The sequence below is a fragment of the Rubneribacter sp. genome, assembly GCF_965361815.1.
Genome location: NZ_CBDTNW010000030.1, coordinates 1 through 25,740 on the forward strand (window position 1 = coordinate 1; position 25,740 = coordinate 25,740).

Here is a 25,740-nt window from a genome sequence, read left to right on the forward strand (position 1 = left end):
CGCGTGTGGATGAACGCCGACAAGGCGGCCCAGCTGGGCATCGCCGACGGCGACGAGGTGGAGGTGTCCAACGAGGAGCACACGGGCCGTGTCCGCGTGAAGGTGACGCAGCGCATCAACCCCGAGGCCCTCTACATTCCCAGCCACTACGGTTGCACCTCGCCCGACCAGCGCACTGCGCACAACGTGGGTCTGAGCCAGATGGCTTTCGTGCCGTTTTTCATAGAGCCGGGCTATGGTGGCGCGTGCACGCAGGAGGCTATCGTCACGGTCAAGAAGGCAGGTGCGTAATGGCTCGCTACGGAATGCTCATCAACACGAAGAAATGCATCGGCTGCTACGCCTGCCGCGTGGCGTGCCAGCGTCAAAACGACCTTCTGCCCAACGAGGACTTCATCCGCTATGAGGAGAAGGAGACGGGCACGTACCCCACCGTGCGCGTGGAGACGGTTCCGCTGCAGTGCATGCACTGCGAGGACGCGCCGTGCGCCGCGGTGTGCCCGACCGGCGCGGCCTACCTCGGCCCGGACGGCATCGTGCAGGTCGACCATGGGCGCTGCATCGGCTGCAAGTACTGCATGGCCGCCTGCCCCTACCAGGTGCGCGTGTTCAACGAGGAGACGGGCACGGTGGACAAGTGCCGCTTCTGCACCGTGTCGGCCGAGACGTCGGGCACGCGGATGTGCTCGTGCGTGGAGGCGTGCCTGACGGGCGCGCGCCTGTTCGGTGATTTGGACGACCCCGAAAGCGACATCGCCCAGGAGATCGCCGCTGCGAACGCGCAGCCCATCGCCGGTGATCTGACCAAAGCGAAAATCTTCTACGTGAGGTGATGAACGATGACGTTTGAACCTATCTGGGGTGCCATCATCGCGTGGTACCTGTTCCTTGCCGGTTTGGGCGGCGGCGCGTTCGTGACCTCGGCGTTTCTTGGCTGGAAGCACCCTGAGGCCGTCAAGATGCGCAAGATCGGGCACATGATAGCGCCTGCGGTCGTCATCGTGGGACTCGTGCTGCTCATGTTCGACGCCGAGGGCGGCCTGCACAACCCGCTGCGCTTCGCGCTGCTGCTGACGAACTTCGGCTCCGTGATGACCTGGGGCGTGGTGTTTTTGGCCGGCTTCACGGTGGTGGCGCTTGCGGTGGTGCTGCTCGATTTCCTGAAGCGGCCCGTGCCGGTGTGGCTCGACATCGTGGGCGTGGTGTTCGCGCTGTGCGTGGCCATGTACACGGGCGCCCTGCTGGGCGTGTGCAAGACGTTCCCGTTGTGGAACAACGCGCTTCTGCCCATCCTGTTCCTCGTGTCGGCGATGTCCGCCGGCATGGCGTCGGTGCTGCTCGTCAGCATTGTGAGGCATGCCGACGAGTTCAACCGCGTGGGCGTGCTCAAAAAGTTCCACTTCTGCCTGCCCATCATCGAGCTGGTGCTGGTGGCGTCGCTTCTGTTCGTCACGTCGAGCAACTCCGTTGCGGGGTGGAACTCGGTGGTGTCTTTGGTGGCGGGCGAGTTCGCGCCGTGGTTCTGGGTTGGGCTTGTGCTGGTCGGCCTGGTGCTGCCCACCGTTTTGGAGACGTGGCTATTGTTTTTCAGCCCGAGGGAGTTCGAGGAGAGCCGCAAGGCGCACTGGATCAGCTTCGGGTCGGACGTGGGCGTGCTCGTCGGCGGTTTTCTGCTGCGCTACCTGGTGGTGGTTGCGGCGTTGCCGGTGACGATGGTGGTGCCCATGCTGTAGGCGCGCCGCAGGTTGCGTGGGGCATGCGGAGCGCGGCGGGTTGCGATCCGCATGCCGGAAGCTGCGCACGACGCGTCGGGTGTGCGAGTCGGGCCCCTGCGAAAGCGGGGGCCTTTTTGCTTGGAGGAGGCCGCTTCTTTGCGCTTCGCTTTTCGGGGGAGGGCGTCTTGCGGGAAGGCGGAGCCGAAGCGCGGCGCCGGCGGTCCGTGCCGCTTTTGCGGGCGGGGCGCACGCGCTCAGCGCCCCGTGCTCGCATGCTTTGCCGGCCCATGGTGCGAACCTGGTCTGCAACGTGTGACGTGGCCTGCGATTTCTGGTTGACAAAGCCGCCTTTCGCGCTTTGCCGGCCCGCCTGCGCTCCCGCTGCCCTTATAATGAGGATTTCAGATGATGGAGGAGGGCGATCATCGGCAAGGCCGCTGCATACGAACGGGCGTTGACCCCGATGGGGCTTGCCTTGTCGTGCGTGGTTGCCGCGTTCGGCTTGTGCCTTCGCGCGGGAAACCAACTGCTCGCGTCGTACGACCTTGAAGGCGTTGCGGGGCTGTTCTCCGGGTCGTTTTTGCTCGGCGTCGTGCTGTTGTGCGTGGCGGTGCTCGTGTCCGCCCACGACGGGGAGCAGCGGCGCTGGTCCATCGGCGTGGGCTTGGTCTGCGGCATGCTCGGCGCGACGATCTCCCTGCTTGCGAACGCTTTGCCCTCTGCCGCAGGAGCCGCAGGGTCCGGCCTGCTTCTCGGGTTCGGCTTGGCCTGCCTTCTTCGCCAATGGGGACGCTACTATCGCTTTCTCTCGTATCGCGGGGCGCTTTTGACCACGGCGCTCTCGTTTTTGATCGCATCGTGCCTTGAGCTTGCCATGGAGTTCGCGGGCACGCCGTTTCTGTTTTGCTTGGGGCTTTTGGTCCTAGTGGTGTGCGGCGGGCTTCCCCTGCTGGCGCGCGACATCGTGCGTGCCGACGAGATTCGCGCGGGCTTTCTGGATGCCGATGCTGCCCCGAAGCCCATCTCCACCATGTACCAAGCGGTTCGCGGAGGCTGGATGGCCGTCGTCGGACTCGTCCTCAACTGCTTCGCCCTTGGGATGGCGTTTTGGCCTGGCACCGTCGATCCGCTGGCGGAGGCCTTCTCCGCCAGGCCGGTGGCGTATGCGGCGCTGTTCGCGGTAACGGCGTGGGTGGTTTCCCGCGCCCGTGCGACGGCGGGCGGGATCATGGAGCGTTTCTGCCGCGCGTCGCTTCTGCTGGCCGCCGCCGCGGCCCTGGCGTCGCAGCTTTTGGCGGGAGGGGGAGGGGCTTCCCTTGGGGCTTCGGTTGCGCTTTCCGTCCTGTCGTATCCGTCCGCCGCCGTGTTCAACGTGCTTGGCCTGGTTGTGCTGTTCTGGACGGCGAAAAGCTCCGACCTGGGTTTTTCGAAGGTGTTCGCCTTGTTCTGCGCAAGCTGCGCCGTCGGCGTTGCCGCGGGCATGGCGGCGTCCCGGCTGCTCGAGCTGCAAGCCTGCCAGATCATGCCCGGTTTGCACGCGTGCTACCTCGGCGTCATGGTGCTGGCGGAGGGCCGACGGGTTGCCGCGCGCCGACGCGCTTCGAGGGCCGCTCTGGAGGCGGGGGATGGCGCCAAGCGCGAAGACGGGGCCGCACGGTAGGTGGCCCTTGCCGCATGGCGCACTCTCTCTTGCAGGCGCCGCCCTGCCCTGTGCTGCCCTGCGCGCCTTGCTCACTCTGTGAATTCGTCTGACCGAGCAGAGGAAAAGGGCTGATCATTGGTATCATAAACGACGAATGAGCAGGGGCGTTGCAATGACGCTCGCATGACCAAAGGAAGGGAGCCACCATGGACGCACGTGTGTACGAACTGCTGAACGACCAAATCAACAAAGAGCTTTACTCGGCCTACCTGTACCTGTCGTTCGCCGACTATTATGAGGAGGAGGGCCTGGAGGGCTTCGCCAACTGGTACGAGATCCAGGCGCAGGAGGAACGCGATCACGCCATGATCTTCCGCAACTACCTGCATGAGAACGGCCAGAAGGTGACGCTGCTCGCCATCGACCAGCCGAACAAGACCTTCTCGTCCCACTTGGAGCCCCTTGAGGCCGCGCTCGAGCACGAGCAGTACGTGACCCGCCTCATCAACGACATCTACGCCGCCGCTGCGGAGGTGCGCGACTACCGCACCATGAACTTCCTGGGCTGGTTCATCGAAGAGCAGCAGGAAGAGGAGGACAACGCCGAGAAGATGATCACGCGCATGAAGCTGTTCGGCTCCGACGCCAAGGCGCTGTACGATCTTGATCAGGAGAACGCCGCCCGCACCTACACCACCCCGGCGCCGCTCGCCGGCGAGTAGCTGCCGTTTCTGGTCCCATGTCACGGCCCCTGTCGCTTTGCGCGGCAGGGGCCGTGGTTTTGCCGGCCCTTTTCCGGAGGCGCGTTTACGGCGGGCCGGGTGGGCCTGACGGCGCGGTTTGCGCACCCGCCCGTGCCCTTCGATAAGGGGAAATGCATAAAATGGGATGGATTCTGCATATGTCCGAAGGGGGTCGGCGCGCGGCGCGCGGCGTTCCGTTGGTCGATAGTTTGGTTGTTCACCTGCACAAAAAGCTTCTAGGGGGTTCGCACCGGAAGGGAAAACGTGTACAATGCCCGTGTCCGACAGTTGAATAAAAACGCAATTTCGAGCAAAAGACTATCTTCGCCAAGTAACAGTCTCGTACAGTGTTATTGCGGATGCCGCGCAAGCGGCAGGCTAGTAGGTTCAGCAGACCAAGCGTCGCTGTCGGTATTCCTTTCGATGGGGCTGGGACCGCGTTCCGGCCCCATCGCTTTGAAAGCGCGCACGGCTTTCCCCGAGGTGCGCGGCAGACGATTGGCTTACACTGTACGATACGGGAATCCGAGATCGGAAGACGGCCGCGCGCATGACGGCGGTCCCGCGCTCGGAGCGAAAGAGAGGACGCGAAGATGCCGCAGGCTTTGCTGTGGGCCGCCGCCGGGACGGGGTTCACGTTTTTCATGACCACGCTGGGATCGGCGTCGGTGTTCTTGTTCCGCAAGCGCGACAGCGTGCTGCTCCAGCGCATCTTCCTTGGTTTCGCGGCCGGCGTCATGATTGCGGCGTCGGTGTGGTCGCTGCTCATCCCCGCCATCGAGCGGGCGGAGGAGGCCGGGCAGATCGGCTGGATTCCCGCAGCGGGCGGCTTTGCCATCGGCGTTGCGTTCCTGATGGTGCTGCACCAGCTGCTGCCGCACCTGCATCCGGGCGAAAGCAGCCCCGAGGGCCTGCCGAGTTCGTGGAACCGTCCGACGCTGCTGTTCACGGCCGTCACCCTCCACAACATTCCCGAGGGCATGAGCGTGGGTCTGCTGTTTGCCATGGCCTCTCAAAACGGCGGGGATCCTGCCCTGTTCGGGATGGCGGTGGCGTTGGCCGTGGGGATAGGCATTCAGAACGTCCCCGAGGGCGCTGCGGTCGCGCTGCCGCTGCTCCAGGAGGGTATGAGCGCTCCGAAGGCGTTTTGCCTGGGGGCTCTGTCCGGTTTGGCGGAGCCGGTGTTCGGCATCCTGGTGGTGTTGTTCGCCGGGCTTGTATCGCCTTACATGCCGTGGATGCTGGCGTTTTCTGCGGGCGCCATGATGTACGTGGTGGTGGAGGAGCTGATCCCCGAAGCGCATTTGGGAGAGCACTCCAACGCCGGCACCTTGGGCGTGATGGTGGGGTTTCTGGTGATGATGGTGCTGGACGTGGCGCTGGGGTAGGGCGCTTGGGACCGGCTTGGCGTTGAGAAGCGCGTCCAAGGCGTTTGGCCGAGGCCGGTGAGCGGGCGCCTTGCCGGCTTGGCTGCGGCCGACTACGTCAGAGGCGTTTGATCGAGCATCAAGCTGAAACGAGAAAGGGGCGCGGCCGCTCGATGGCGGGCCGCGCCCCTTTCTGTTCGCGCGAAGTTGCTGCTACTGCTGCCGGTCGGTCGGCTGCTGGGTTGGAGCGCCTTGCTGGTACGGGGTGTACACAGGCTGAGGCTGCGGCTGGCCGTAGGGCACCATGGGGGCTTTGCGCACCTTGTTGATGTAGACGGCCGAGATGATGAGCAGGATCATGATGACGAGGTTCCCGCACAGAAACGAGAAGACGGCGCCGGCGATGGCCCATCCGAAGGCTCCGCCCAGCTTGTCCACCTTGTCGTAGTTGCGCATGCCCAAAATGGCCGCGACCAAGGCCACGATGGAGCAGATGATGGCCCAAACGAAGTACATGCCGCCAAGACCGAGCACGAAGGCGGTGAGGCCCACGGCATCCTCGCCGGTGAGTCCGTAGCTTTCAAGGGTGCCGTCGGTTTCCAGCTCGTAGGTGGCCGCCGCCGTGACGCTTGGGTCGTTGAGGGCCGCCGCGCCCAGCCCAAGGAACGCCACGGAGATGAGCGATCCTAGGATGACCAGGATAGACAAGATCAAAGCGGCGATGCTGAGGTTGCGCACGACGCGCGCGTTCTGGTTCTGCATGACAGGGTCCTTTCCCAATCCAACATGAAGCGGGTTCGCTTCGCGTATATTGTACGACAGAACGGGAGGTTTTTCGATTGAATTAGTAGGCTGGAGAAAGATGCGATTCGCCTCGCCTTGCCCCGCGCGCCTTTTCGCGCGGCCTGAGAGTTGTGGGCGGCGGGCGGTCCGCTGCGGGCGGCGGGGGGGGGGTTGGCGGGGGCGTCGATCCTCTGGGCATGCCCGCTTCCGGCGTATATACTGATGCCGAAGCGAAACGGCGCTGCCGATGGAGGTTGTCGCGTCGTTTACGGAACGTTCGGCACGGAAAGCGGGTCGTTTTATGGAGAACTTCGAATTTGTATCGCCGACGCATTTCGTGTTCGGCAAGGGAGCGGAAGAGCAGGTGGGCGAGAAGCTGGCCGAGCGCGGTGCGAAGCGCGTGCTGTTGCACTTCGGCGGGCAGAGCGCGGTCAAGAGCGGGCTTATCGACCGCGTGCGCGCCTCGCTTGACGCGGCGGGCGTCGAGCGCGTGGAGCTGGGCGGCGTGCGTCCGAATCCCGAGATCACGCTTGTGCGCGAGGGCGTGGCGCTGTGCAAGGAGCACGGCGTGGACTGGGTGTTGGCCGTGGGCGGCGGCTCGGTTATCGACTCGGCCAAGGCCGTGGCCGTGGGCGCGCGCTACGACGGCGACGTATGGGACTTCTTCGAGACGAAGCGCCAGACCAACGACGTGCTGCCCATCGCCGTGGTGCTGACCATTCCCGCCGCCGGCAGCGAGGCGTCCAAGAACACCGTGGTGAGCAACGACGCGCTGCAAATGAAGTCGGGCTATCCCAACAACGCGCAGCGCCCGAAGCTCGCGTTCATGAACCCCGAGCTCACGTTCACCCTGCCGCCGTTCCAGACGGCCGCAGGGCTCACGGACATGTTCTGCCATCTGCTGGAGCGCTTCTTCGACGACGTGGGCGCGGTGCCGGTGACGGACAATCTGTGCCTGTCGCTCATGAGGACGGTGCGCGCCGAGGCTCCGCGCGTGCTGGCCGAGCCGGACAACTACGACGCCCGTGCGAACGTCATGTGGGCGGGAATGCTCTGCCACCAGGGCCTGGCCGGCGTCGGTCGCCACGAGGACTGGGCCACGCACGGCTTGGAGCATGAGCTGTCCGCGCTCTATCCCGAGATCACGCACGGCGCGGGGCTGGCCGTGATGTTCCCGGCGTGGATGGAGTTCGTCTGCGACGCCAACCCGGAGCGCTTCGCCTTCTACGGCCGCGAGGTGTTCGGCCTTGCGCCCACCGGCGACGCCATGGCCGACGCGCTGTCCGCCATCGACGAGACGCGCTCGTTCTTCGCCTCGCTCGGCATGCCCACCACGCTCGCTGAACTGGACGTGGAGGAGGGCGACATCGAAAAACTCATCCCCACGCTTAAAGCGAACAAGGGCGAACCTTTCGGCAGCTTCAAGAAACTCTCCATGGACGACGCCCGCGCCATCTACCGCCTAGCGCTGTAAGCGCAGAGTGTGACAGCAGGTGACAGCAGCAGGTGACAGCAGGACGGGGATAATGTCACTGGATGGTGACAGCAGCAGGACGGGTGACAGCAGGACGGGGATAATGTCACGATTGACAGCAGGACGGGGATAATGTCACTAGGTGACAGCAGGGTGACAGCAGGACGGGGTGACAGCAGGATGGTGACAGCAGGACGGGGATAATGTCACCATATTATCGGAGCGATTCGTGGAGAGTGAGGGCAAATGACGCGAGCGGGGCGACGAATAGCGCAGTCGGATATATACCACGTTGTTGAACGTGGCGCTGGTAGAAGAGTGCTGTTCGAAGACGATGGCGATAGGAAATTCTTCCTGGAAAAACTCCACGATTACGCTCAAGATAACAAGGTTTCACTTTTGGCAATGTGTCTTATGGACAACCACGTGCATCTGCTGCTGAAGGGGAAAATGGATGACCTCGTTTGTCTTATGAGGTCGCTGAACACATCGTTTGCGCGCCACTACAATGGAAAGCATGGCCACGTCGGGCCGGTGTTCCAAGACCGATTTGCGAGCTATCCCGTCGAGGAAGACGCCTATCTCATGGAGGTTGTGCGTTATATTCACCTGAACCCCGACAGAGCGGGAATCGGCAGGTGCGACAACTACCGTTGGAGTAGCTATGCTGCCTACTTAAAGGAGCATCCTGCGAAAGAGTTGGAAGACATCCTCGATATGTTCGGTGGGCGCGATGCGTTTGTCGCTTTTCACTCGGAAGATGGTGTAGAGGTTGGCCTAACCGACATTCGCGTCAAGAACGACCAGATTCTTGTGGCGCGAAAAGCCGTGTCCGATGGCGAGGCGGTAGACCTTGCGCGCGATCTGTTTGGCGATAAGTTTTCGACCTGCATTGCCTCTATGGGGAAAGCCGACCGTGATCGGGCGTTGCAAAAACTGCGAATGCACGGACTGTCCGTGAGGCAGATAGAGCGCCTGACCGGAATTGGACGCGGGGTCATCCAGAGGTGCAAGGTTTAGGTAAGTGACGTTATCCCCGTCCTGCTGTCACCCTGCTGTCACCACCGCTGTCACCATCCGTCCCGCTGTCACCGAGCTGCGGAAAATTTTAGTCAAATCGCGCTTTCGATAGTTCATTGGTGCTACGAACTCTATGACGCAGAATGGGGATAACGCCATCTTCGGGATACGGTATGCCTCGGCGGTGACGTTATCCCCGTCCTGCTGTCACGAGAGCAACACAACCTCCTGCGGCTTTTTGATGCCACTGGGCCATTCCGCGTCATTATCAACCCCTTAACACTGCTCACTCGTTCTGCTAGTATATAGTCAAATATCAGACAGTCCAATATTTTCCACAAAGGAGGGCGGCGATGCAGCGTGAGGATGTGCGGGCGTATGTGAACCGCTACTGCAAGCTGCGCGACGTGCAGTTTTCCGCTTACGAGCTGTACGCGCGCAAGCATGGCCTGACCGCCAAAGAGCTGTTCGTGCTCGATCTTGTCTGGTTCGCACCGGACGGATGCCTGCAATCGGAGATTTGCGAGCGGCTTTCGGCAACGCGGCAAACAGTGAGCGCCATCGTCAAGAAGTTCATGAAGAAGGGCTATGTGGAGTTGTCCGAGCTGGCAGCGGACCGTCGCAGCAAGATCGTCCGCCTCACGCCTGCGGGCGTCGAGTATGTGCGTGCCATCATACCGCCGGCAGCCGACGCCGAGATCGACGCCATGGCCGAGCTTTCGGGGGAGGACATCGCCGAGCTCGTGCGTTTGACCACCCTGTTCTCCAGTCACATGAAACGCAAGTTCGACGAGATCCCGGAGGTGGGGGAATGATCATCAATACCGGAGCGCGCACGGACACCGTGCAGTTCTACACCGAGTGGCTTTTGCGTCGCTTCTCCGAAGGGTACGTGCTTGTGCGCAACCCGCTGTTCCCGAACAAGGTGAACCGCTACGAACTGACGCCTGACAAGGTGGACTGCGTGGTGTTCTGCTCGAAGAACTACCGCCCCATTTTGCCTCGGCTGCACGAGATCACCGACCGGTTCAACACCTATTTCCACTACACCATCACCGCGTACGGCAAAGACGTCGAGCCGGGCGTGCCGTCTGTCGAGGAGAGCATGGAGACGCTTGTCGAGCTGTCGGCGCTGGTGGGCAAACAGCGCGTCGCGTGGCGCTACGACCCGGTGCTGCTCACGCGCGACTACACCGTAGAGCGTCACTGCGAGACGTTCGAACGCATGGCAGGCGTGCTGGTGCCGCACATTGACCGCTGCATCTTCAGCTTCGTGGAGATGTACAAGAAGCTGGACGCCAACATGCCCGAGATCATCCCGCTCACCGAGGCCGACCGCGACACGTTGGCGAAAAGCCTGGGCGACACGGCGCGCCGCCACGGTATCCGCCTGCAAACCTGTGGCACGAACGGGGATTTCTCGCGTTACGGCATCCATGCGAGCGGCTGCATGACGCTTGAAGCGCTGGGGAAGGCGAACGGCGTGGCGTTTCGCACCCTCAAGCACAAGGGCCTGCGCGAGGGTTGCCACTGCATCGAGAGCCGCGACATCGGCGCGTACGACACGTGCCTGAACGGCTGCAAGTACTGCTATGCGAACAAGAATCCGCAGAAAGCGTTCGAGAACCGCAAGCTGCACGACCCCGCCTCGTCGCTGCTGCTAGGGCATGTGCGACCCGCCGACGACGTTTCGCAAGGGGCCCAGCGGTCGTTTCTGGCGAAGAAGCAGCCGAACGCCACCACCTTGCTCGACTTGTGATCCGAGCGGATGCGGGGCCGGGGCCGCGCTGCGCCCTGCGCCCGCGCCGTTCGCCCCGCGTCCCGCGTCATCCGAATCGCGCTCCGCGCTTCCGGGGCCGCGTCCGTGCCGTTCGCCCCGTCCCGCGCGTCCGCGTCATCCGAACCGTATTATCGCCGAAGGAGAGCCTATGGAATTCGCCGAAGTCATCAACAAGAGAAGGACCAGCCGTGAGTGGACGGACGAAGACGTTAACTTCGCCGCCATCGAGCGCATCATCGAGGCGGGCATGAAGGCGCCCTCATGGGATCATTACCGTTCTTGGCAGTTCATCGTGTTGCGAACGCGCGAGGAGAAGGAGCGCGCGTTCGCCTATGCCAAGCGCGTCGTGCAGCGTTTCAACGCGCGCCGCTACGAAGGGCGCACGCTTGATCTGGCGCAGCAGATGTACGCCTATGCCATGCCGCGACAGTACACCATGCTGGTGGAGTGCCCGTGCGTCATTGTGCCGTTGTTCAGGTGCTCGAAGCTGAACGCCGAATGGGTCAGCAAGCTCAATCCGCTGGCAACTGCCTGGTGCGTAGCGGAGAACATCATGTTGGCGACCGTCAACGAGGGGCTTGGCTACTCGCTGCGCATTCCGCTGAACAGGGAGCACGATGTGGTGCTGGAAATGCTGGGCGTGCCGAAGGGGTGGATGACGCCGTGCTTTATCGGCATCGGGCGCCCGAAGCCCGACGAGCGGCTTCCCGAGCAGTACGGCACGAGTCCCGAGGGGCACATCCACCTGGGGGCATGGTGACGGCGGCGCCGCGCGGGGCGGAGGCGGGCGCGACGCCTATGGCCGCCGGCGCACCCGCAGCTCCCGCCGCGCCTGCAGCCGCCAATGCCCCCGGCGCCGCTGCGCCCGCAGCTAGCGGCTCCCTCGTCGTGCGGGAGGTGGAGGTCAAGAGCGTGCTGTCGAAATCGAACCTGCCGGTGTGCGAGTACTCCGTGAACCCGTACGTGGGCTGCACGCACGGATGCCGGTACTGCTATGCGTCGTTCATGAAGCGCTTCACCGGCCACGACGAGCCGTGGGGCGCGTTTTTGGACGCGAAGCGCTGGCCGCCCCTCAAGCATCCCGAGCGTTACGCGGGCAAAGAGCTGTTCATCGGCTCGGTCACCGATCCGTACCTTCCGCAGGAGGAAACCTACGGACGCACCCGCGCTCTGCTGGAAGAGCTGCGGGGCAGCGGCGCGAAGCTCTCCATCGCCACGAAGAGCGATCTGGTGCTGCGCGATCTCGACCTTATTTGCACGTTTCCCGACGCGCGCGTGAGCTGGTCCATCAACACGCTTGACGAGGACTTCCGGCGCGATATGGACAACGCGACGTCCATCGAGCGGCGCCTTGCCGCCATGGAAGCGTTCCATAACGCCGGCGTGCGCACCACCTGCTTCATCTCGCCCATCTTCCCCGGCATCACCGACGTGGAGGCCATCATCCGCCGCGCGTGCGAACGCTGCAACCTCGTGTGGCTGGAAAACCTCAACCTGCGCGGCGGCTACAAGGCGGCCATCTTGGACTACATCCGCCAAACGCGTCCCCGCTTGGTGCCGCTCTACGACGAGATCTACCGCCGGGGCAGTCGTGCGTACTGGGAGGGGCTTGATGCGCGGCTGCGGCAGTTCACCGCCGAGGAGGGGCTGCCCTATGTCACCAACGACGACAGCATGCGCCGTCCCTTCGATGCGCCGCCTGTGGTGGTGAACTACTTCTATCACGAACAAATCAAGAAATCGGCCAAGAAGGAGGGTGGTCGGCATGCCTGAACTGCCGGAGGTGGAAACGGTGCGGCGCGTGATCGAGCCGCAGGTGAGGGGTCGCGCGGTGGAGGCCGTCGAGGTGAATCGTCCGGACGTGGTCGCGCACCCCTCCGCCGAGGCGTTCGCGGACGCGCTTGCCGAGCAGAGAGCGTGACAGCAGCGTGACAGCAGGACGGGGATAACGTCACCATGCCGTCGGGTGACGTTATCCCCGTCCTGCCGTCACGCTCCGGGTGTGGCGTGCGGGTGCGCGCAGATGGGTGCGGGCGCCTGTCGCAGATGCGCGCTCGCGCGTGGCGCGCGGCTGTATCCCGTCGTCACTCGCCGCCTACAAGGGCGTTCATGATGCCGGATACGATGCTGATGACGATGGACGCCACAAAGGCGCTGCCGAACGTGGCGATGGCGATGCCCACCTGGAAGATGCCATTTGCCAGCCACGCGGCCACGTAGAGCATGAGCGTGTTCACCACCAGATAGAAAATGCCCAGCGTAATGACGGTGATAGGCAGGCTGAGCACCTGCATGACCGGCTTCACGCTGATGTTGATGAGCGACAGCACCAGGCCGAACAGCGCGATGGCCGTCCACGCCTCCGTGCCTCCCACAACCTCGATGCCGGGCACCAGCCACACGGCCACGCCCACGGCGACGGCGGTGACCAACCAGCGAATGATGAATCTCATAGGGCGTCCTTTCGCGCGGATGCCCCGACTATAGCCCGCAAACACGCGTGCCGAACGGAACGGTCAACCAACCGTTACCGCTCGGCACGGAACGCGAACGCGCTTTCGGGCTAGAATCGCAAGCTCAAGCAGGAGAGGCCGCCGTCGAGCTTGCGGTACTCGGACGTGTCCACCGTGAGCGTCTTGTAACCGGCGTCCTGCACGGCCGCCAAGACGGCGGGGTAGCCCTCGGGCACGATGACGGTGCCGTTCACCCAGATGCAGTTCGCGGCGTACGCCTCGTCCTCGGGGATCTCGATGCGGTGGTACTGCTGGAAATCGGGCTTGTCCACGAACTCGCCGGACACCAGCATGTTGCCGTCCTCCAGGTAGTTCACCCCGGTCTTGAGGTGCAGCACGTGCTCAAGCGGCACTTCGGAGCCTTCAAGGCCCCAACCTTCCAAAATCTCGAAGAACTGGCGGATGCCCTCCTCGTTGGTGCGGGCGGAGCGGCCCACGTAGAAGTGGTCGCCCACCATCATGACGTCGCCGCCGTCCAGCGTGCCCGGTGCTACGATGCGTTTCACGTGCGCATCGTCGAAGAACTGGCGCACGGCGGGCTCGATCTCGTCCTTCTCGCCGTTGCGGCTGGCCGCGCCCGGGTTGGTGATGATGGCGCCCTTGCGCGTGATGACGGCCGGGTCCTCCACGAAGCAGGAGTCGGGGAACTCTTCGAGCGCCGGCAGCACCGTCACCTCCACGCCGCACTGCTTGAGCGCGGCGATGTAGTCGTCGTGCTGCTTGCAGGCCAGCTCGTAGTCGGGTGCGCCCAGCTCGGGGGCCGATGTGATGCCTTCCGTGAGGGAGCGAGCGGGGCGCCGGACGATGACGTTTGTGAACTTGGTCATGAGGGAATCCTTCTTTCGTCGATGAGGTGCGTACGTGGTGCGTATACTATAGTGCAGTTTTGGTCGAAGCAACGGATGAGGTTTCATGGCGAATCGAAAACGGCGGGACAAGAAGGGACGCCCTTTGGCGAGCGCGGGGCGTGCGAATGCGTCGGGCGCGGGGCTGCCGCGCGCGAAGAGGTTGCGCGCGTCGGACGGAGGGCATGCGGATCGGGCGCGCTCGGAGGGCCGGAATGCGCAGCCGAACGCGGGCGGGGGCGGGCTTTCGTGCCCCGTCGAGCGGGCGTGCGGGGCGTGCCAGCACGTGGGCCAACCTTACGCCGAGCAGCTGGCGGCCAAGGACGCGCATGTGGCGCAACTGTTCGCCGACGTGGCGCCTTCAGAGGCGTTGCGGCCGATTCTGGGGATGGAGGATCCTTATCACTACCGCAACAAGGTGGTGTCGCCCTACGCGCCGGGCCGCCGGTTGGCCGGCGGCGGGAAGGGGGATTGCGGTCGAGGACGCGCGCGTGCGGCGGGCGGTGACCGTGCCCGGGGCCGGAGCCGCGACGGGGCGCCGCGCCGCGAGATCCTCTGCGGCATGTACGCCGCCGGGTCGCACCGCATCGTGCCCACCGACGGCTGCCTCATCGAGAACAAGGAGGCCAAGCGCATCATCCTCGCCATCCGCGACCTCATGGGCCGTTTCGGCCTTGCGCCCTATGACGAGGACGCGCATGCGGGCTTTCTGCGGCACGCCGTGGTGCGCGTGGGCCACGAAAGCGGGGAGGTGCTGGTCACGCTTGTGACGAATGGTTCGGCCTTTCCCGCCTCGCGCGCGTTCTGCCGCGAGCTTGTTCGCCGCTGCCCTGCTGTCACCACCATCGTGCAGAACGTGAACGAACGCCAGACCAACGTCATCCTCGGGCAACGCGAGCAGCGGCTCTACGGCCCCGGCTTCATCCTGGACACGCTGTGCGGCTTGAGCTTCCGCATCTCGTCGCAGTCGTTCTACCAGGTGAACGCTGCGCAGACCGAGGTGCTGTACGAAACGGCCGTTGACCTTGCGGGGTTCACGGGCGCAGAGCGCGCCATCGACGCTTACTGCGGCACGGGCACCATCGGCCTGGTCGCCGCCAAGCGCGGCGCGGCGCAGGTGACGGGCGTGGACACGGTGGCGTCGGCCATTCGCGACGCGCGTGAGAACGCGCGGCACAACGGGGTGGAGAACGCGCGCTTCGTGGTGGGGGATGCGGGCGACTTCATGCGCGAGCTGGCCCGTGCGGGCGAGTCCGTCGAGGTGCTGCTCATGGATCCGCCGCGCGCCGGGGCGAGCGAGACGTTTTTGGAGGCGGCGGCCGCGCTTGCGCCCGCGCGCATCGTCTACATCTCCTGCAACCCCCAAACTCAAGTGCGCGACCTGCGGTTTTTGCGCGACCGTGGCTATGTTGCCCGCGTTGTGCAGCCTGTTGACATGTTCCCTCACACCGATCACGTCGAGTGCGTGGCATTGGTGTCGCGGGCCAATGAATGAGGAGCCGAAAAGCGCAGGCAGTAAGGCGCTTTTTTTTGGGGGGGGTTGGGGCCGTTTGGAGACAGCCCTGGCCCCAACCCCGCATTTCGCGTCCGTTTGTCCCATGGAAGCGCGCCGCAGGGCGGGCGGAGGGGTGAGCGCGGGAAGGCCGATTGGCGCGGCAAGCAAGAAGAGCCGCGACAGTTTGAAAGCGCCCGGGCCATGTTGGGGGCAGGGGCCAGCGCGAAGAGGCAAAAGAGGGTCCGCCGCGCCGTGCGTTTCGCGCGCACCGAAGACAAGCGCAAGCGTCGGATGCTTGCCGATTGAGGAGGAATTGGATGGAAACGGTCAAGGTGGTTGCAGCGGTGATTTGCGATTCGCCGCAAGATAAGAAATCGATATTCGCCACGGCCAGGGGCTACGGCGAGTTCAAGGGCCTATGGGAGTTCCCCGGCGGAAAGATCGAAGAAGGCGAAACGCCAGAGCAGGCGCTTGTAAGGGAAATACGGGAAGAGCTGGACGCGGAGATCGCTGTTGGCGATCTGATAGGGACCGTTGAGTATGACTACCCGACGTTTCACCTTTCGATGGATTGCTTCTGGTGCGATGTGGTCGATGGGGAATTGAAGCTTCTGGAAGCCGAGGATGCCAAATGGTTGTCGAAGGATGCGCTGCATAGCGTTCGGTGGCTTCCGGCGGATATAGCCCTTATCGAGGAGATTGAGAAGCAGATGGGTTGACCGAGGCGAGCCGATGGCCTCAAGCACAAGGCGTCCGAATTTCGCGCTTTGTGCGCCTCCCGCGCGTTCCTTGGTTGGAGTATCATGGTTGCGCGGCGCTTCGGCCATGCCGGACGGCGTCTTTTGACCTCTGATGAGAGGTGACGCCGGCAGGCGCTTGGGCGACGGTTGCGTTCTTCGCAGTTTTCGCAACGGGAACTGCGACGATGTCTGCCGCACCTCTGCCGCATCCGCTCCGACGATAGGAGGGCTTCCATGTCCGAAACCGTTCCGCTTGTGGATCGCGCGGCGGCGACGCTTGCCGAGCGCAACTTGGCAAGCGCCGAGACACCGGCGCTGCTCATGGTGTCGGGTGGCTCGGACTCCACGGCGCTTGCGTACGTGGCGTGCGAGCTGCGCGAACGTGGTGCGCTCGGTCAGCTGGCCATGCTGCATGTGAACCACCGGCTGCGCGGCGAGGACGCCGACGCCGACGCACGCTTCGTGGCGCAGCTGGCCGAGCTTCTGGATGTGCCTTTGTTCTCGTGCGAGATCGACATCGCCGCCGAGGCCGCGCGCACTGGCGAGAACGTGGAGGCTGTCGCGCGCCACGAGCGCTATCTTGTGGCCAACGAGGCGCTTGAAAGCTTGTGCCTGCATGCTGCCGCGCCGCTTGCGGACGGGCGCATCCTCACGGCGCACACGGCCGACGACCGCGTGGAAAGTTTCTACATGCGCTCCATCGTGGGCACGGGACCGGGGGGTTTTCGCGCCATGCGCTACCGCAACGGGCCGGTCGTGCGGCCGCTTCTGGATGTGAGCCGCGATGATTTGCGCGCTTACCTGTCGCAGCGCGAACGCGCGGGGCTGCCGACGACGTGCGACGAGACGGGCGCGCTCTGGCGCGAGGATGCCACCAACGCCCACACCGACCGCTTCCGCGCCTACGTGCGCCACGAAATAGTGCCGCGTGCCAAAGAACGCAACCCTCAGCTGCTCGACGTGCTCGTGCGCACCATGAACCTCATTGCCGACGAGGACGACTTGTTTGATGACATGGCCGCCGAAAGGGAACGTCGCTATGCGGAAGCTATCGAACCGGATGATCCCTCGGCAGGTTGTGTGTGCGCTTCCGGTCTGGGAACCGAGCCGCTGCCCCTTGCGCGGCGCACGGTGGTGCGCGTGCTGCAGCGAATGCTCGGTCCCGACGCGCGCGTGGAAACGGCGTCGGTCGATGCGGTGCTGGCCGCTTATGACCGAGCCGCCGAAGGCCGTCCCATCGGCGGCTATGTGGCCAACATTCAAGGTGATCTGGCTGTGAGCGCCAACAAGCGAGGCGTGCGCATAGAACCCATGGCCGCCTATCGCGCCCGCCGAAAACGCAACCGGTAGGCGAGTGCGCCTGCGACGGGCGGACGGCGCCTGGCGTCTGCGCCCCAACCTTCGTCACGCGCCTCTTTCGAAGTGTCGCGCAGCAGCGACGACGACCTGCGGGTGTGGCAGGCGCAACGGGCGCGACGCGTTGCCGCGACGGTGGCTCGCGGATGTAGCAGGCGCAACGCGTTGCCGCGACGGTGGCTCGCGGATGTAGCAGGCGCAACGCGTTGCTGCGGCGGTGGCTTGCGGGTGTAGCAGGCGCAACGGGCACGGTGCGCCGTCGCGACGGTGGCCTGCGGGCACCGCAGGTGCTGTGCGCCACGGCAACTTGCGGGCGTCACGGGTGCCGCACCCCGTCGCGACGGCGGACTGCCCCGCCCAACGGTAAGGGACCCGAAGATTTTCATCGATGTTTTACCGTTACGAGCATAAGGATGCGAAGGAAAGGCGCGGAGAGAAGCGAAATACACGTTTTCGACGCTCATCTGGTCAAAATCGGGGCAAGTCGGGGGAATTTTGGGGACTTGACCCATCTTCCGTCAGTAAAATCCCAGGTCACGTTTTTTCATGTGGGAAAAACGACGCGCCATTTCCCCGACTTGCCCCGATTTTGACCAACTCAGGAAAATCTCCCGCTTTTCGAAACAAAAAAGCGGCCAGCAATTGGACGGGCGGGAGCCGGACGGCCGGGGATCGGACGGCCGGAAGCCGGGCGTTAGTCGGACGGCCGGCAATCGGATGGACGAGAGCCGGGCGGTCGGGAGCCGGACGGCTGGGGGTTGGGTGAGCGGGAGCCGGGCGGTTGGGGACTGGGCGGTCGGAAGCTGGGTGAGCGGGAGCCGGGCGGCCGGAGGCCGGACGGCCAGGGGCCGGAGGGTCGGAGCCAAGGTCGGGGGCCGGGCGAACGGACGAGCGGGAGCCGGCGGGCGCGGGCGCACGAGGGGGGCGAAAGCGAGACGCGACGAGTGTGCGTGGAGCGCAGTTGCGCAGCAAGCCGTCCGCAGTTGCGCAGCGTGCGCGTGAGGGCATGCGGAATGCGCTACAATAGCGCGCATGGAAAACGAACAGCACATCCAGCCCATCGGGGCGACTTCCGAAAATGCCGCGCCCGTTGCCCCTGCTCTCGACGTCGTTTTGGCGAGCGGATCCCCTCGTCGCAAGCAGTTGCTCGCGGATGCCGGCGTCAAGTTCGCCGTGCGCGTGTCCGAGGTGGACGAGGCGCTCGACGCCGACCAGTTGGCCGACCCGCATGAGGCCGTCAAGAAGCTGGCCGAGCGCAAGGCGGGCGCCGTCGTGCAGGAGGTGCTGGCCGAGGGCTACACCGGCATGGCCGCCATCCTCGGCGCCGACACCATGGTGGTGCTTGACGGCGAGATCTTCGGCAAGCCTGCCAGCCTCTCGCATGCCAAGCACATGCTGCGTCGCTTGTCGGGCCGCACCCATGAGGTGCTCACCGCTGTGTCCGTGTGGATGGTGGCGGCGCCTGACCCGGAGCAGGTGTCGCTTGGCTTCCGCACGTTCGTCGATGCCGCACGGGTGACGTTTCGCGATCTTTCAGACGAGGAGATCGCCGACTACCTGCGCAAAGGCGAGTCGTTCGACAAGGCGGGCGCGTATGCCGTCCAAGGCGCCGGGGCCGATCTTGTCGCGCGGGTCGAAGGCGATCTCGACACCGTCATCGGATTGCCGGTCAACCGGCTTCTCCGCGAGTTCCCCGACTTGAAAACGTCGTGCTAGGCGCGCTTCCCGTCTATCAAATCCCCAGTTCCTGCGCCAAATGTAATTATCATGGCATGTGGGGCGGCGTTACCGTCTCGTCGCCTTTTCGCAAAGGCGCAATGGTACACTTACCAAGTTCAAGGTAGGCATCGGGGCGTTTTCGCCCAAGGTTGTGCGGCTGCACGGCCAAGGATCGATGCGGAAAGCGACGAAGAGGTCAAGACCGTGCACAAGGACATCGCGGAGATTCTGTTCACCGAGGAGGAGATCGCTCGGCGTGTGGGCGAGATCGGATCGGCGATCACGAGGGATTACGCGGACGTGGCCGAGGAGGGCGTCGTTTTGGTTTCGGTCCTTCGCGGCGCCGCTATCTTCATGGCGGACTTGGCGCGGGCGATCGATCTGCCCGTCGAGATGGACTACATGGCCATCTCGTCGTATGGCAACGGGGCGAAAAGCTCCGGCGTCGTGCGCATCCTCAAGGACCTTTCGTCCGAGATAGCGGGGCGGCACGTCATTGTGGCCGAGGACATCCTCGATTCCGGTCTTACCCTGAAGTACCTGCTGAAGAACCTGTCGTCGCGAGGACCGGCTTCTCTGACGGTGGCTACGTTGCTGCGCAAGCGAACGTTGGCGCAAGCGGACATCGATTGCGCGTACGTCGGCTTCGAATGCCCCGACCAGTTCATCGTGGGTTATGGGCTGGATTTTGCGGAGCGTTACCGCAACTTGCCTTACATCGGCGTTCTGAAGTCGGAGGTTTACTAGCAAGGCGCTGCGGGGCTCATGCGGCGGCTTGGCGCCGGAAGGGCGTCTGTCAGGCAAGGTTGCGCGGCAGACGCGTTTCGCTCGACGCCCGTCCGCATGTCCGCGCGTCCGTTGGGATAAGGAAAGCAAGGCTTTATGGCACAGCAAAACAAACAGTCGCAATTCCAGCAGCCCAATCCCAGGACGACCATCGTCTCGGTCGTCCTGTTCATGATCATCGCGTTTTTCGTGGGCCAGCAGTTCGTTTCCATGTCCTCATCCAACACCACGCCCACCGACAAGCTCATCACGTCGGAGTTCGTGCAGGCTGTCGAGCAGGATCGGGCGACGAAGGTGGTGTTCAACGCTGGCGACTACACGGTGTCGGGCACGTACTATCCCGCCATCACGGCAGGCTCGACGGCAGCCGATGCGTTCAACGAGGCGTTCCAGGCCCTGAACGCGAAAATGGCCACGGTCAAAAACCCCGATACGGGCAAAGCGCTTGGCGGCGTGGGCACTGTCGATCTCGGCGCCGCCACGTTGGGCTCCGAGCGCAACTTCACTTCCACGTACGCGGGCGGCTCCCTCGACAACCTCATGGCGGAGCACCCCAGCATCTCCTACGAGGTGCAGCTTCCCAGCGCTTGGGGCGACATCCTGGTGGCGCTGCTCCCCGTCGCTTTGGTCGGCGTGCTGTTCTTCTTCTTTTTCTCGCAGATGCAGAAGGCCAACAACTCGCAGATGAACTTCGGCAAGAACAAGGCGAAGAAAAGCGTCGAGGAGCGTCCGGATGTGAAGTTCGACGACGTGGCGGGCGTGGACGAGGCCGTAGAGGAAATGCAAGAGATCAAGGATTTTCTGGCCAATCCCGCAAAGTACCAGTCCATGGGTGCGAAGATTCCGCGCGGCTGCCTTTTGGTGGGCCCCCCGGGCACCGGCAAGACGCTTTTGGCGAAGGCCGTGGCCGGCGAGGCGGGCGTGCCGTTCTTCAGCATCTCGGGCTCCGACTTCGTGGAGATGTTCGTGGGCGTGGGCGCGAGCCGCGTGCGCGACCTGTTCAAGGACGCGAAGGAGGCGTCGCCCTCCATCATCTTCATCGACGAGATCGATGCGGTTGGCCGCCAGCGCGGCACGGGCCTTGGCGGCGGCCACGACGAGCGCGAGCAGACGCTCAACCAGCTGCTTGTGGAGATGGACGGTTTCGAGGCGAGCGATTCGGTGGTGCTTATCGCCGCCACGAACCGCGCCGACGTTCTTGACCCGGCGCTTCTGCGTCCCGGCCGCTTCGACCGCCAGATTGTGGTGGATGCGCCGGATGTGAAGGGCCGCGAGAAGATCCTCAAGGTTCACTCCAAGGACAAGCCGCTTGGCAGCGATGTCGATCTGGCGAAGGTGGCCAAGCTCACGCCGGGCTTCACGGGCGCCGATCTGGCCAACCTCATGAACGAGAGCGCGCTTCTGACGGCTCGCCGCGGCAAGAAGATCATCACGCAGCAGGAAGTGAGCGAGTCGATGGAGCGGGTCATCGCCGGCCCGGAGCGCAAGGGCCGCGTGATGGACGAGCAGACCAAGCACACCATCGCCTATCACGAGAGCGGCCATGCCCTCGTCGGCCACCTGCTGCCGCATGCCGACCCCGTGCACAAGATCAGCATCATCTCGCGCGGACGGGCGCTTGGCTACACGCTGTCCATCCCTAAGGAGGACAAAGTCTTGAACTCGCTTGGCGAGATGCGCGACGAACTGGCCGTGTTCATGGGCGGTCGCGTTGCCGAGGAGATTTTCTGCGACGACATCACCACGGGCGCCAGCAACGACCTTGAGCGCGCCACCAAGATGGCCCGCGCCATCGTCACGCAGTACGGCATGAGCGCCGAGCTGGGCACGCAGGTGTTCGGCCAGCCGAACCACGAGGTGTTCCTGGGCCGCGACTACGGCAACACGCAGGATTATTCCGAGGAGACGGCCAAGCGCATCGACGACGAGGTGGCGCGCATCATGAAGGAGGCGCACGACCGCGCCTACGAGATACTGAGCACGCATCGCGAGCAGATGGATCTTATGGCCAGCGTGCTGTTGGAGCGCGAGACGGTGGAGGGCGAGGCGTGCCAGGCGCTGCTCGACAACGAGTGGGACGAGTACCTCAAGCACGAGGACGAGATTATGGCCCGCAAGGAGGCCGAGGAGGCTGCCGCTCGCGCTCGCGACGAGCAATTGGCTGATCCCAACTGGAAAGAGGAGCCGGTGGAGCCGGGCGACCAAGATCCGAACGGCCCGTATCGGAAGGCTGCGGAAGGCGCGGTCGCGCAGGTTCCGCCTCCGCCGACGGGCGAGCCGGTGGTGCCCGCCGGGAAGCCTTCGCCCGGCGAAGAGGGCCGCGATGGGGAAAATGGCGGTGCCGCGCGATGATCTGGCGCTGCGCAAGCTATGAGTTCGATACGAGGATGCCCATTGTGATGGGCATCCTCAACGTCACGCCCGACTCCTTCTCCGACGGCGGCGAGCATGATGCGCCCGAGGCCGCGCTTGCGCACGCCGAGCGCTTGCTGGAGGAGGGGGCGCGCATCATCGATGTGGGCGGCGAGTCCACGCGTCCCGGCGCGGCGCCGGTGAGCGTGGAGGAGGAGCTGGCCCGCGTGCTGCCCGTGGTGCGTGAACTGGCGACACGCGGCGTATGCGTGAGCGTTGACACGCGGCATGCCGAGGTGGCGCGCGCGTGCCTTGAGGCGGGTGCGGCCATCGTGAACGACGTGTCGGGCTTTCGCGACCCCGCCATGGTGGCGGCGGTGCGCGAAGCGGGCGGCGATTGCGGTCTTGTGGTCATGCACATGCAGGGCGAGCCGGCCACGATGCAGGATGCGCCCTCCTACGTTGACGTGGTGGCCGAGGTGCGCGACTGGCTTGCTGCGCAGGCGGCCTCGCTTGAGGCGGCGGGTATCGCGCATGATCGCATCTGCCTTGATCCCGGGCCTGGTTTCGGCAAGACGCCTCGGCAAACGCTCGAGGTGGTGCGCAACTTCCAGGAGTTCGCGCGGTTGGGCTATCCCGTGATGGCGGCGCTCTCGCGTAAAAGTTATCTGGGATTCGCCTACGGCATCGAGCGCTCGGTTGATCGTGATCGCGTGTCGGCTGCCGAGGCGCTCATGGCATGCGAGCTGGGCGCGGGCGTGGTGCGCGTGCACAACGTGGCCGAGACGACAAAGGCGCTTTCCGACTTGCGGCCCTACGCGTTTTTGGGCTTGGGCTGCAACGTGCCGCTCGTGGCCGAGCCGGGCGAGGAGCGCGAGGGCAAGATCGCCATGCTCAACCAAGCCATCACCGAGCTGTGCTCGCTGCCCGACTCGCAGATCGTCGACATCTCGAGCTTCTACGAAAGCGAGCCTGCCTATTACCTTGATCAGGATGCTTTCGTGAACGCCGTGGTGCTGCTGCGCACGGGCATCGCGCCAAAGGAGCTTTTGGGCTACTTGCACGCCATCGAGAACAGCCTCGGCCGCGTGCGCACGGTGGAGAACGGCCCGCGCACGTGCGATCTGGATATCCTCGACTACCAGCTCTACGTTGCGGACTCCGACGAGCTTACGCTGCCGCATCCGCGTCTGCTGGAGCGCGATTTTACGGTGAAGCCGCTTTTGGAGTTGCGTCCCGGTCATGTGCTGGCCAACGGGGTGACGGTGACCGATGCGGCCGTGAGCGTGGGGAGGGCCGTGCGGCTGTGAGCGCTTCGGCGTTTCGCGTGAGGATGCTTGATGCGGTGGCGTCCACCAATATCGAGGTGAAGCGCGCGATCGAGGCGGGCGAACCCGAAGGATTGGTCGTGCGCGCGCGCCGGCAAACCGGCGGCTACGGTCGCCAGGGCCGTGCGTGGGCGAGTCCGGAAGGCGGGTTGTACTGCTCGCTTTTGCTGCGTCCCGGGGTTGATCCGGCTATTTTGCCCACGTTGGGCTTGGTGGTTGGGCTTGCCGTGCGGCGCGCCGTCGTCAAGGTGGTGGGATTGCATGCTGCCGAGAGCGTTCTTGTCAAATGGCCCAACGACGTGGTGGTTGCGCGCGGTGCCCCCTACGACGAGACGGGTGCCGTTTCCCTTGCGAAGCTGTGCGGCATCTCGTGCGAGGCGCACGGTGGCGGCGTATGCGTCGGTGTGGGCGTGAACGTGCTGCCGCTTGCTGGGAGCGTGGATGTCGGGGGTAAGAACCAACCGGTCTACGTGGCCGACCTCGCCGGGCGTTTCGTTTCCGTCGATCTTGTGTTCAGCACCTTTCTTGAAGCGTTTGGATTGATGTACGGCAAGTGGCTGAGCGGAGGCTTTTTCCCGTTCGTCGAGGAGTTCGACTCGCATGCCGCCTTGACGGGGAGGGCGGTGCGCATGATGGACGTGCAAGGCAATCTGCTTGCGTCGGGCGAGGTCATGCGAGTCGATCGATCAGGGTTTTTGGTGTTGCGCGATTCCGAAGGGTCCGAGGTTGCCGTTGCGTCGGGGGAAGCGCATATCGCGCAAATAGAAATCTGACAAACATTTTATGGAACAAACGTTCCTGTTTATGCTATACTTGCTTCAACGAAAAAGAGCCAGTGCAGGTGCGCGCCTCTCTCGCAGAGTTTTTGGCGTGTCCATAGATGGCGGAAGTCTACTCCCTTTCGTCTGTACCACGCCTGCAAGATCCTCGAAGATCTTCTTCAATTCAGGGGTGCAGAAAGCAGGTGTGGCATGGACAGGCAGCTGCCGTTTTCCAACCGGTATGTGTTCGCAAAGGTGATGCAGGACAATCCCGACCTTTGCAAAGAAGTCATCGAGCGGGTGCTCGACATTCGCATCGATTCGCTGGAGGCGATCGAGGTGGAGTCGGAGAACTCCACCATTGTTCGACGCGGCGTCAGGTTCGACGTGTTCGCACGAAGCGGGGACGCCGCGTTCGAGGTGGAAATGCAGAGCTACGAGCAGACGGAGTTGCCCAAGCGCATGAGGTTCTATCGTGCGCAGCTTGACCGACGCCTGCTCGACAAAGGCGACGGTTACGAGAAGCTTCGGCCGGTGTACGTGATATTCATCTGCAGGCACGATCCATTCGGGTTCGGCTTGCCCGTGTACACGTTCAAAAGCCGATGCGAGGAGGACGGGGCTGTCCCTTTCGACAATGGCGCGGTGGATGTTGTGCTGAACGCTCGAGGGGATATGGGCCGCGCTCGTCCTGAGGTGGCAAGCCTGCTACAATTCGTGGAAACGAACGTGGCTGAAAGCGCCGATTCGCTTACGATGCAGCTTGCTGAAGCAGTCAAGCGTGCTCACAAGGACGAAGAATGGATTGGCAATATGAGCTGGATCGAATGGGATATTGAGGACGCCAAGCGCGCCGCCGCGGCTGAGGCTCGCGCCAAAGCTCGTGCCGAAGCTCTTGTGGAGGGTCGCGAGGAAGGTCGCGCCAAGGGCCGCGCTGAGGGCCGCGCGGAGGGACGTGCCGAGGGTCGTGCCGAGGGACGTGCCGAGGGTCGCGCGGAAGGTCGTGCCGAGGGACGTGCGGAAGGCGTTTCCGCGACGATGAAGACCCAGAAGAGGCTTCTCGAAGCCATGGAGGAGAGCGGCTGCGGGCCTGAGGAAATCGTCCGTTTGCTAACTTCGGAGGATTTTGGGCTTTTGTGCGAGAGGTATGGGGTCGAGAGGCCTTAAAGCCCGTTTCGGCGAAGGTGATGCGTTTCGCGTGCCCAGGTGGGCTGTCCCGTTTGGGCACGCTCTGCGCATTGCAGGATTCGATAAAACGGGTAAAATCAGCGTTTCATAAGAAGAGTATTCTGAAAGGCGGCATTTGACAGCATGTCGGATA

The 25,740-nt window shown here is 64.0% G+C and carries 25 protein-coding genes; 22 read left to right on the plus strand and 3 right to left on the minus strand.

From position 1 onward, the window contains the following. The 6 genes from ACWKY3_RS01605 to ACWKY3_RS01630 form a co-directional block, all read left to right on the plus strand. Positions 1-291: molybdopterin dinucleotide binding domain-containing protein (locus tag ACWKY3_RS01605; protein WP_449314679.1), on the plus strand; the 291-nt coding region annotated here is incomplete at its 5' end. Continuing rightward, entirely contained in the window at positions 291-833 is a 543-nt protein-coding gene (locus ACWKY3_RS01610; RefSeq protein WP_449314680.1) for a 4Fe-4S dicluster domain-containing protein, read from the plus strand. The genes ACWKY3_RS01605 and ACWKY3_RS01610, both read left to right, overlap by 1 nt. Before the next feature lie 6 nt (positions 834-839). Beyond that, positions 840-1,733, plus strand: a complete 894-nt coding sequence (gene nrfD, locus ACWKY3_RS01615; RefSeq protein ID WP_449314681.1) for an NrfD/PsrC family molybdoenzyme membrane anchor subunit — start codon at positions 840-842, stop codon at positions 1,731-1,733. Positions 1,734-2,178: 445 nt separating this feature from the next. Continuing rightward, entirely contained in the window at positions 2,179-3,375 is a 1,197-nt protein-coding gene (locus tag ACWKY3_RS01620) for a hypothetical protein (RefSeq protein ID WP_449314682.1), read from the plus strand. A 188-nt stretch (positions 3,376-3,563) separates the two neighbouring features. After that, positions 3,564-4,079, plus strand: coding sequence for a ferritin (locus ACWKY3_RS01625; protein ID WP_449314683.1), 516 nt, complete (start codon positions 3,564-3,566; stop codon positions 4,077-4,079). 614 nt (positions 4,080-4,693) lie between these two features. Beyond that, the gene (locus ACWKY3_RS01630; RefSeq protein WP_449314684.1) at positions 4,694-5,488 is read left to right on the plus strand and encodes a ZIP family metal transporter; all 795 of its coding nucleotides are present in this window, start codon (positions 4,694-4,696) and stop codon (positions 5,486-5,488) included. A 192-nt stretch (positions 5,489-5,680) separates the two neighbouring features. Here the strand turns inward: ACWKY3_RS01630 and ACWKY3_RS01635 are convergent, their stop codons facing one another. Then, a complete protein-coding gene (locus ACWKY3_RS01635) occupies positions 5,681-6,229 on the minus strand; it encodes a hypothetical protein (RefSeq protein WP_449314685.1) in 549 nt (182 codons plus the stop codon). Between the two features lie 322 nt (positions 6,230-6,551). On the opposite strand from ACWKY3_RS01635, the gene ACWKY3_RS01640 reads away from it, so the two are divergent. The 7 genes from ACWKY3_RS01640 (at position 6,552) to ACWKY3_RS01670 (ending at position 12,445) form a co-directional block, all read left to right on the plus strand. Further along, the gene (locus ACWKY3_RS01640) at positions 6,552-7,724 is read left to right on the plus strand and encodes an iron-containing alcohol dehydrogenase (RefSeq protein ID WP_449314686.1); all 1,173 of its coding nucleotides are present in this window, start codon (positions 6,552-6,554) and stop codon (positions 7,722-7,724) included. A 246-nt stretch (positions 7,725-7,970) separates the two neighbouring features. Continuing rightward, positions 7,971-8,744, plus strand: a complete 774-nt coding sequence (locus tag ACWKY3_RS01645; RefSeq protein WP_449314687.1) for a transposase — start codon at positions 7,971-7,973, stop codon at positions 8,742-8,744. A 353-nt stretch (positions 8,745-9,097) separates the two neighbouring features. Beyond that, entirely contained in the window at positions 9,098-9,559 is a 462-nt protein-coding gene (locus ACWKY3_RS01650) for a MarR family winged helix-turn-helix transcriptional regulator (protein ID WP_449314688.1), read from the plus strand. Beyond that, the gene (locus tag ACWKY3_RS01655; RefSeq protein WP_449314689.1) at positions 9,556-10,503 is read left to right on the plus strand and encodes a DUF1848 domain-containing protein; all 948 of its coding nucleotides are present in this window, start codon (positions 9,556-9,558) and stop codon (positions 10,501-10,503) included. The genes ACWKY3_RS01650 and ACWKY3_RS01655 overlap by 4 nt, the downstream gene beginning before the upstream one ends. Positions 10,504-10,672: 169 nt before the next feature. Next, positions 10,673-11,284 carry a nitroreductase family protein gene (locus ACWKY3_RS01660; protein WP_449314690.1) on the plus strand — a complete coding sequence of 204 codons (612 nt, stop codon included), beginning with the start codon at positions 10,673-10,675 and terminating at the stop codon, positions 11,282-11,284. Positions 11,285-11,322: 38 nt separating this feature from the next. After that, on the plus strand, positions 11,323-12,297 hold the full coding sequence (locus tag ACWKY3_RS01665) for a radical SAM mobile pair protein B (protein WP_449314691.1): 975 nt from the start codon (positions 11,323-11,325) through the stop codon (positions 12,295-12,297). Continuing rightward, positions 12,290-12,445, plus strand: a complete 156-nt coding sequence (locus ACWKY3_RS01670; RefSeq protein ID WP_449314692.1) for a DNA-formamidopyrimidine glycosylase family protein — start codon at positions 12,290-12,292, stop codon at positions 12,443-12,445. Before ACWKY3_RS01665 ends, ACWKY3_RS01670 begins: the two co-directional genes overlap by 8 nt. A gap of 163 nt (positions 12,446-12,608) precedes the next feature. Here the strand turns inward: ACWKY3_RS01670 and ACWKY3_RS01675 are convergent, their stop codons facing one another. Together ACWKY3_RS01675 and ACWKY3_RS01680 are read right to left on the minus strand one after the other, a co-directional pair. Continuing rightward, on the minus strand, positions 12,609-12,977 hold the full coding sequence (locus ACWKY3_RS01675) for a phage holin family protein (RefSeq protein ID WP_449314693.1): 369 nt from the start codon (positions 12,975-12,977) through the stop codon (positions 12,609-12,611). A 110-nt stretch (positions 12,978-13,087) separates the two neighbouring features. Beyond that, positions 13,088-13,864: a dimethylarginine dimethylaminohydrolase family protein gene (locus tag ACWKY3_RS01680; RefSeq protein ID WP_449314694.1), complete on the minus strand. Its 777-nt coding sequence runs from the start codon at positions 13,862-13,864 to the stop codon at positions 13,088-13,090. A gap of 85 nt (positions 13,865-13,949) precedes the next feature. On the opposite strand from ACWKY3_RS01680, the gene rlmD reads away from it, so the two are divergent. The 9 genes from rlmD (at position 13,950) to ACWKY3_RS01725 (ending at position 25,586) form a co-directional block, all read left to right on the plus strand. Then, the gene (gene rlmD, locus ACWKY3_RS01685) at positions 13,950-15,377 is read left to right on the plus strand and encodes a 23S rRNA (uracil(1939)-C(5))-methyltransferase RlmD (protein ID WP_449314695.1); all 1,428 of its coding nucleotides are present in this window, start codon (positions 13,950-13,952) and stop codon (positions 15,375-15,377) included. Between the two features lie 317 nt (positions 15,378-15,694). Continuing rightward, positions 15,695-16,096, plus strand: a complete 402-nt coding sequence (locus ACWKY3_RS01690; RefSeq protein WP_449314696.1) for a (deoxy)nucleoside triphosphate pyrophosphohydrolase — start codon at positions 15,695-15,697, stop codon at positions 16,094-16,096. A gap of 255 nt (positions 16,097-16,351) precedes the next feature. Then, positions 16,352-17,467: a tRNA lysidine(34) synthetase TilS gene (tilS, locus tag ACWKY3_RS01695; protein WP_449314697.1), complete on the plus strand. Its 1,116-nt coding sequence runs from the start codon at positions 16,352-16,354 to the stop codon at positions 17,465-17,467. 1,038 nt (positions 17,468-18,505) lie between these two features. Further along, positions 18,506-19,189, plus strand: coding sequence for a Maf family protein (locus ACWKY3_RS01700; RefSeq protein WP_449314698.1), 684 nt, complete (start codon positions 18,506-18,508; stop codon positions 19,187-19,189). A 207-nt stretch (positions 19,190-19,396) separates the two neighbouring features. Then, entirely contained in the window at positions 19,397-19,939 is a 543-nt protein-coding gene (hpt, locus tag ACWKY3_RS01705; protein WP_449314699.1) for a hypoxanthine phosphoribosyltransferase, read from the plus strand. Positions 19,940-20,074: 135 nt separating this feature from the next. Then, complete coding sequence (gene ftsH / locus ACWKY3_RS01710; protein WP_449314700.1) at positions 20,075-22,330, plus strand: ATP-dependent zinc metalloprotease FtsH; 2,256 nt, start codon at positions 20,075-20,077, stop codon at positions 22,328-22,330. Continuing rightward, positions 22,327-23,640: a dihydropteroate synthase gene (folP, locus tag ACWKY3_RS01715; protein ID WP_449314701.1), complete on the plus strand. Its 1,314-nt coding sequence runs from the start codon at positions 22,327-22,329 to the stop codon at positions 23,638-23,640. Before ftsH ends, folP begins: the two co-directional genes overlap by 4 nt. Then, entirely contained in the window at positions 23,637-24,431 is a 795-nt protein-coding gene (locus ACWKY3_RS01720; protein WP_449314702.1) for a biotin--[acetyl-CoA-carboxylase] ligase, read from the plus strand. Before folP ends, ACWKY3_RS01720 begins: the two co-directional genes overlap by 4 nt. Positions 24,432-24,629: 198 nt before the next feature. Continuing rightward, a complete protein-coding gene (locus tag ACWKY3_RS01725; RefSeq protein WP_449314703.1) occupies positions 24,630-25,586 on the plus strand; it encodes an Rpn family recombination-promoting nuclease/putative transposase in 957 nt (318 codons plus the stop codon). Positions 25,587-25,740: the final 154 nt, after the last annotated feature.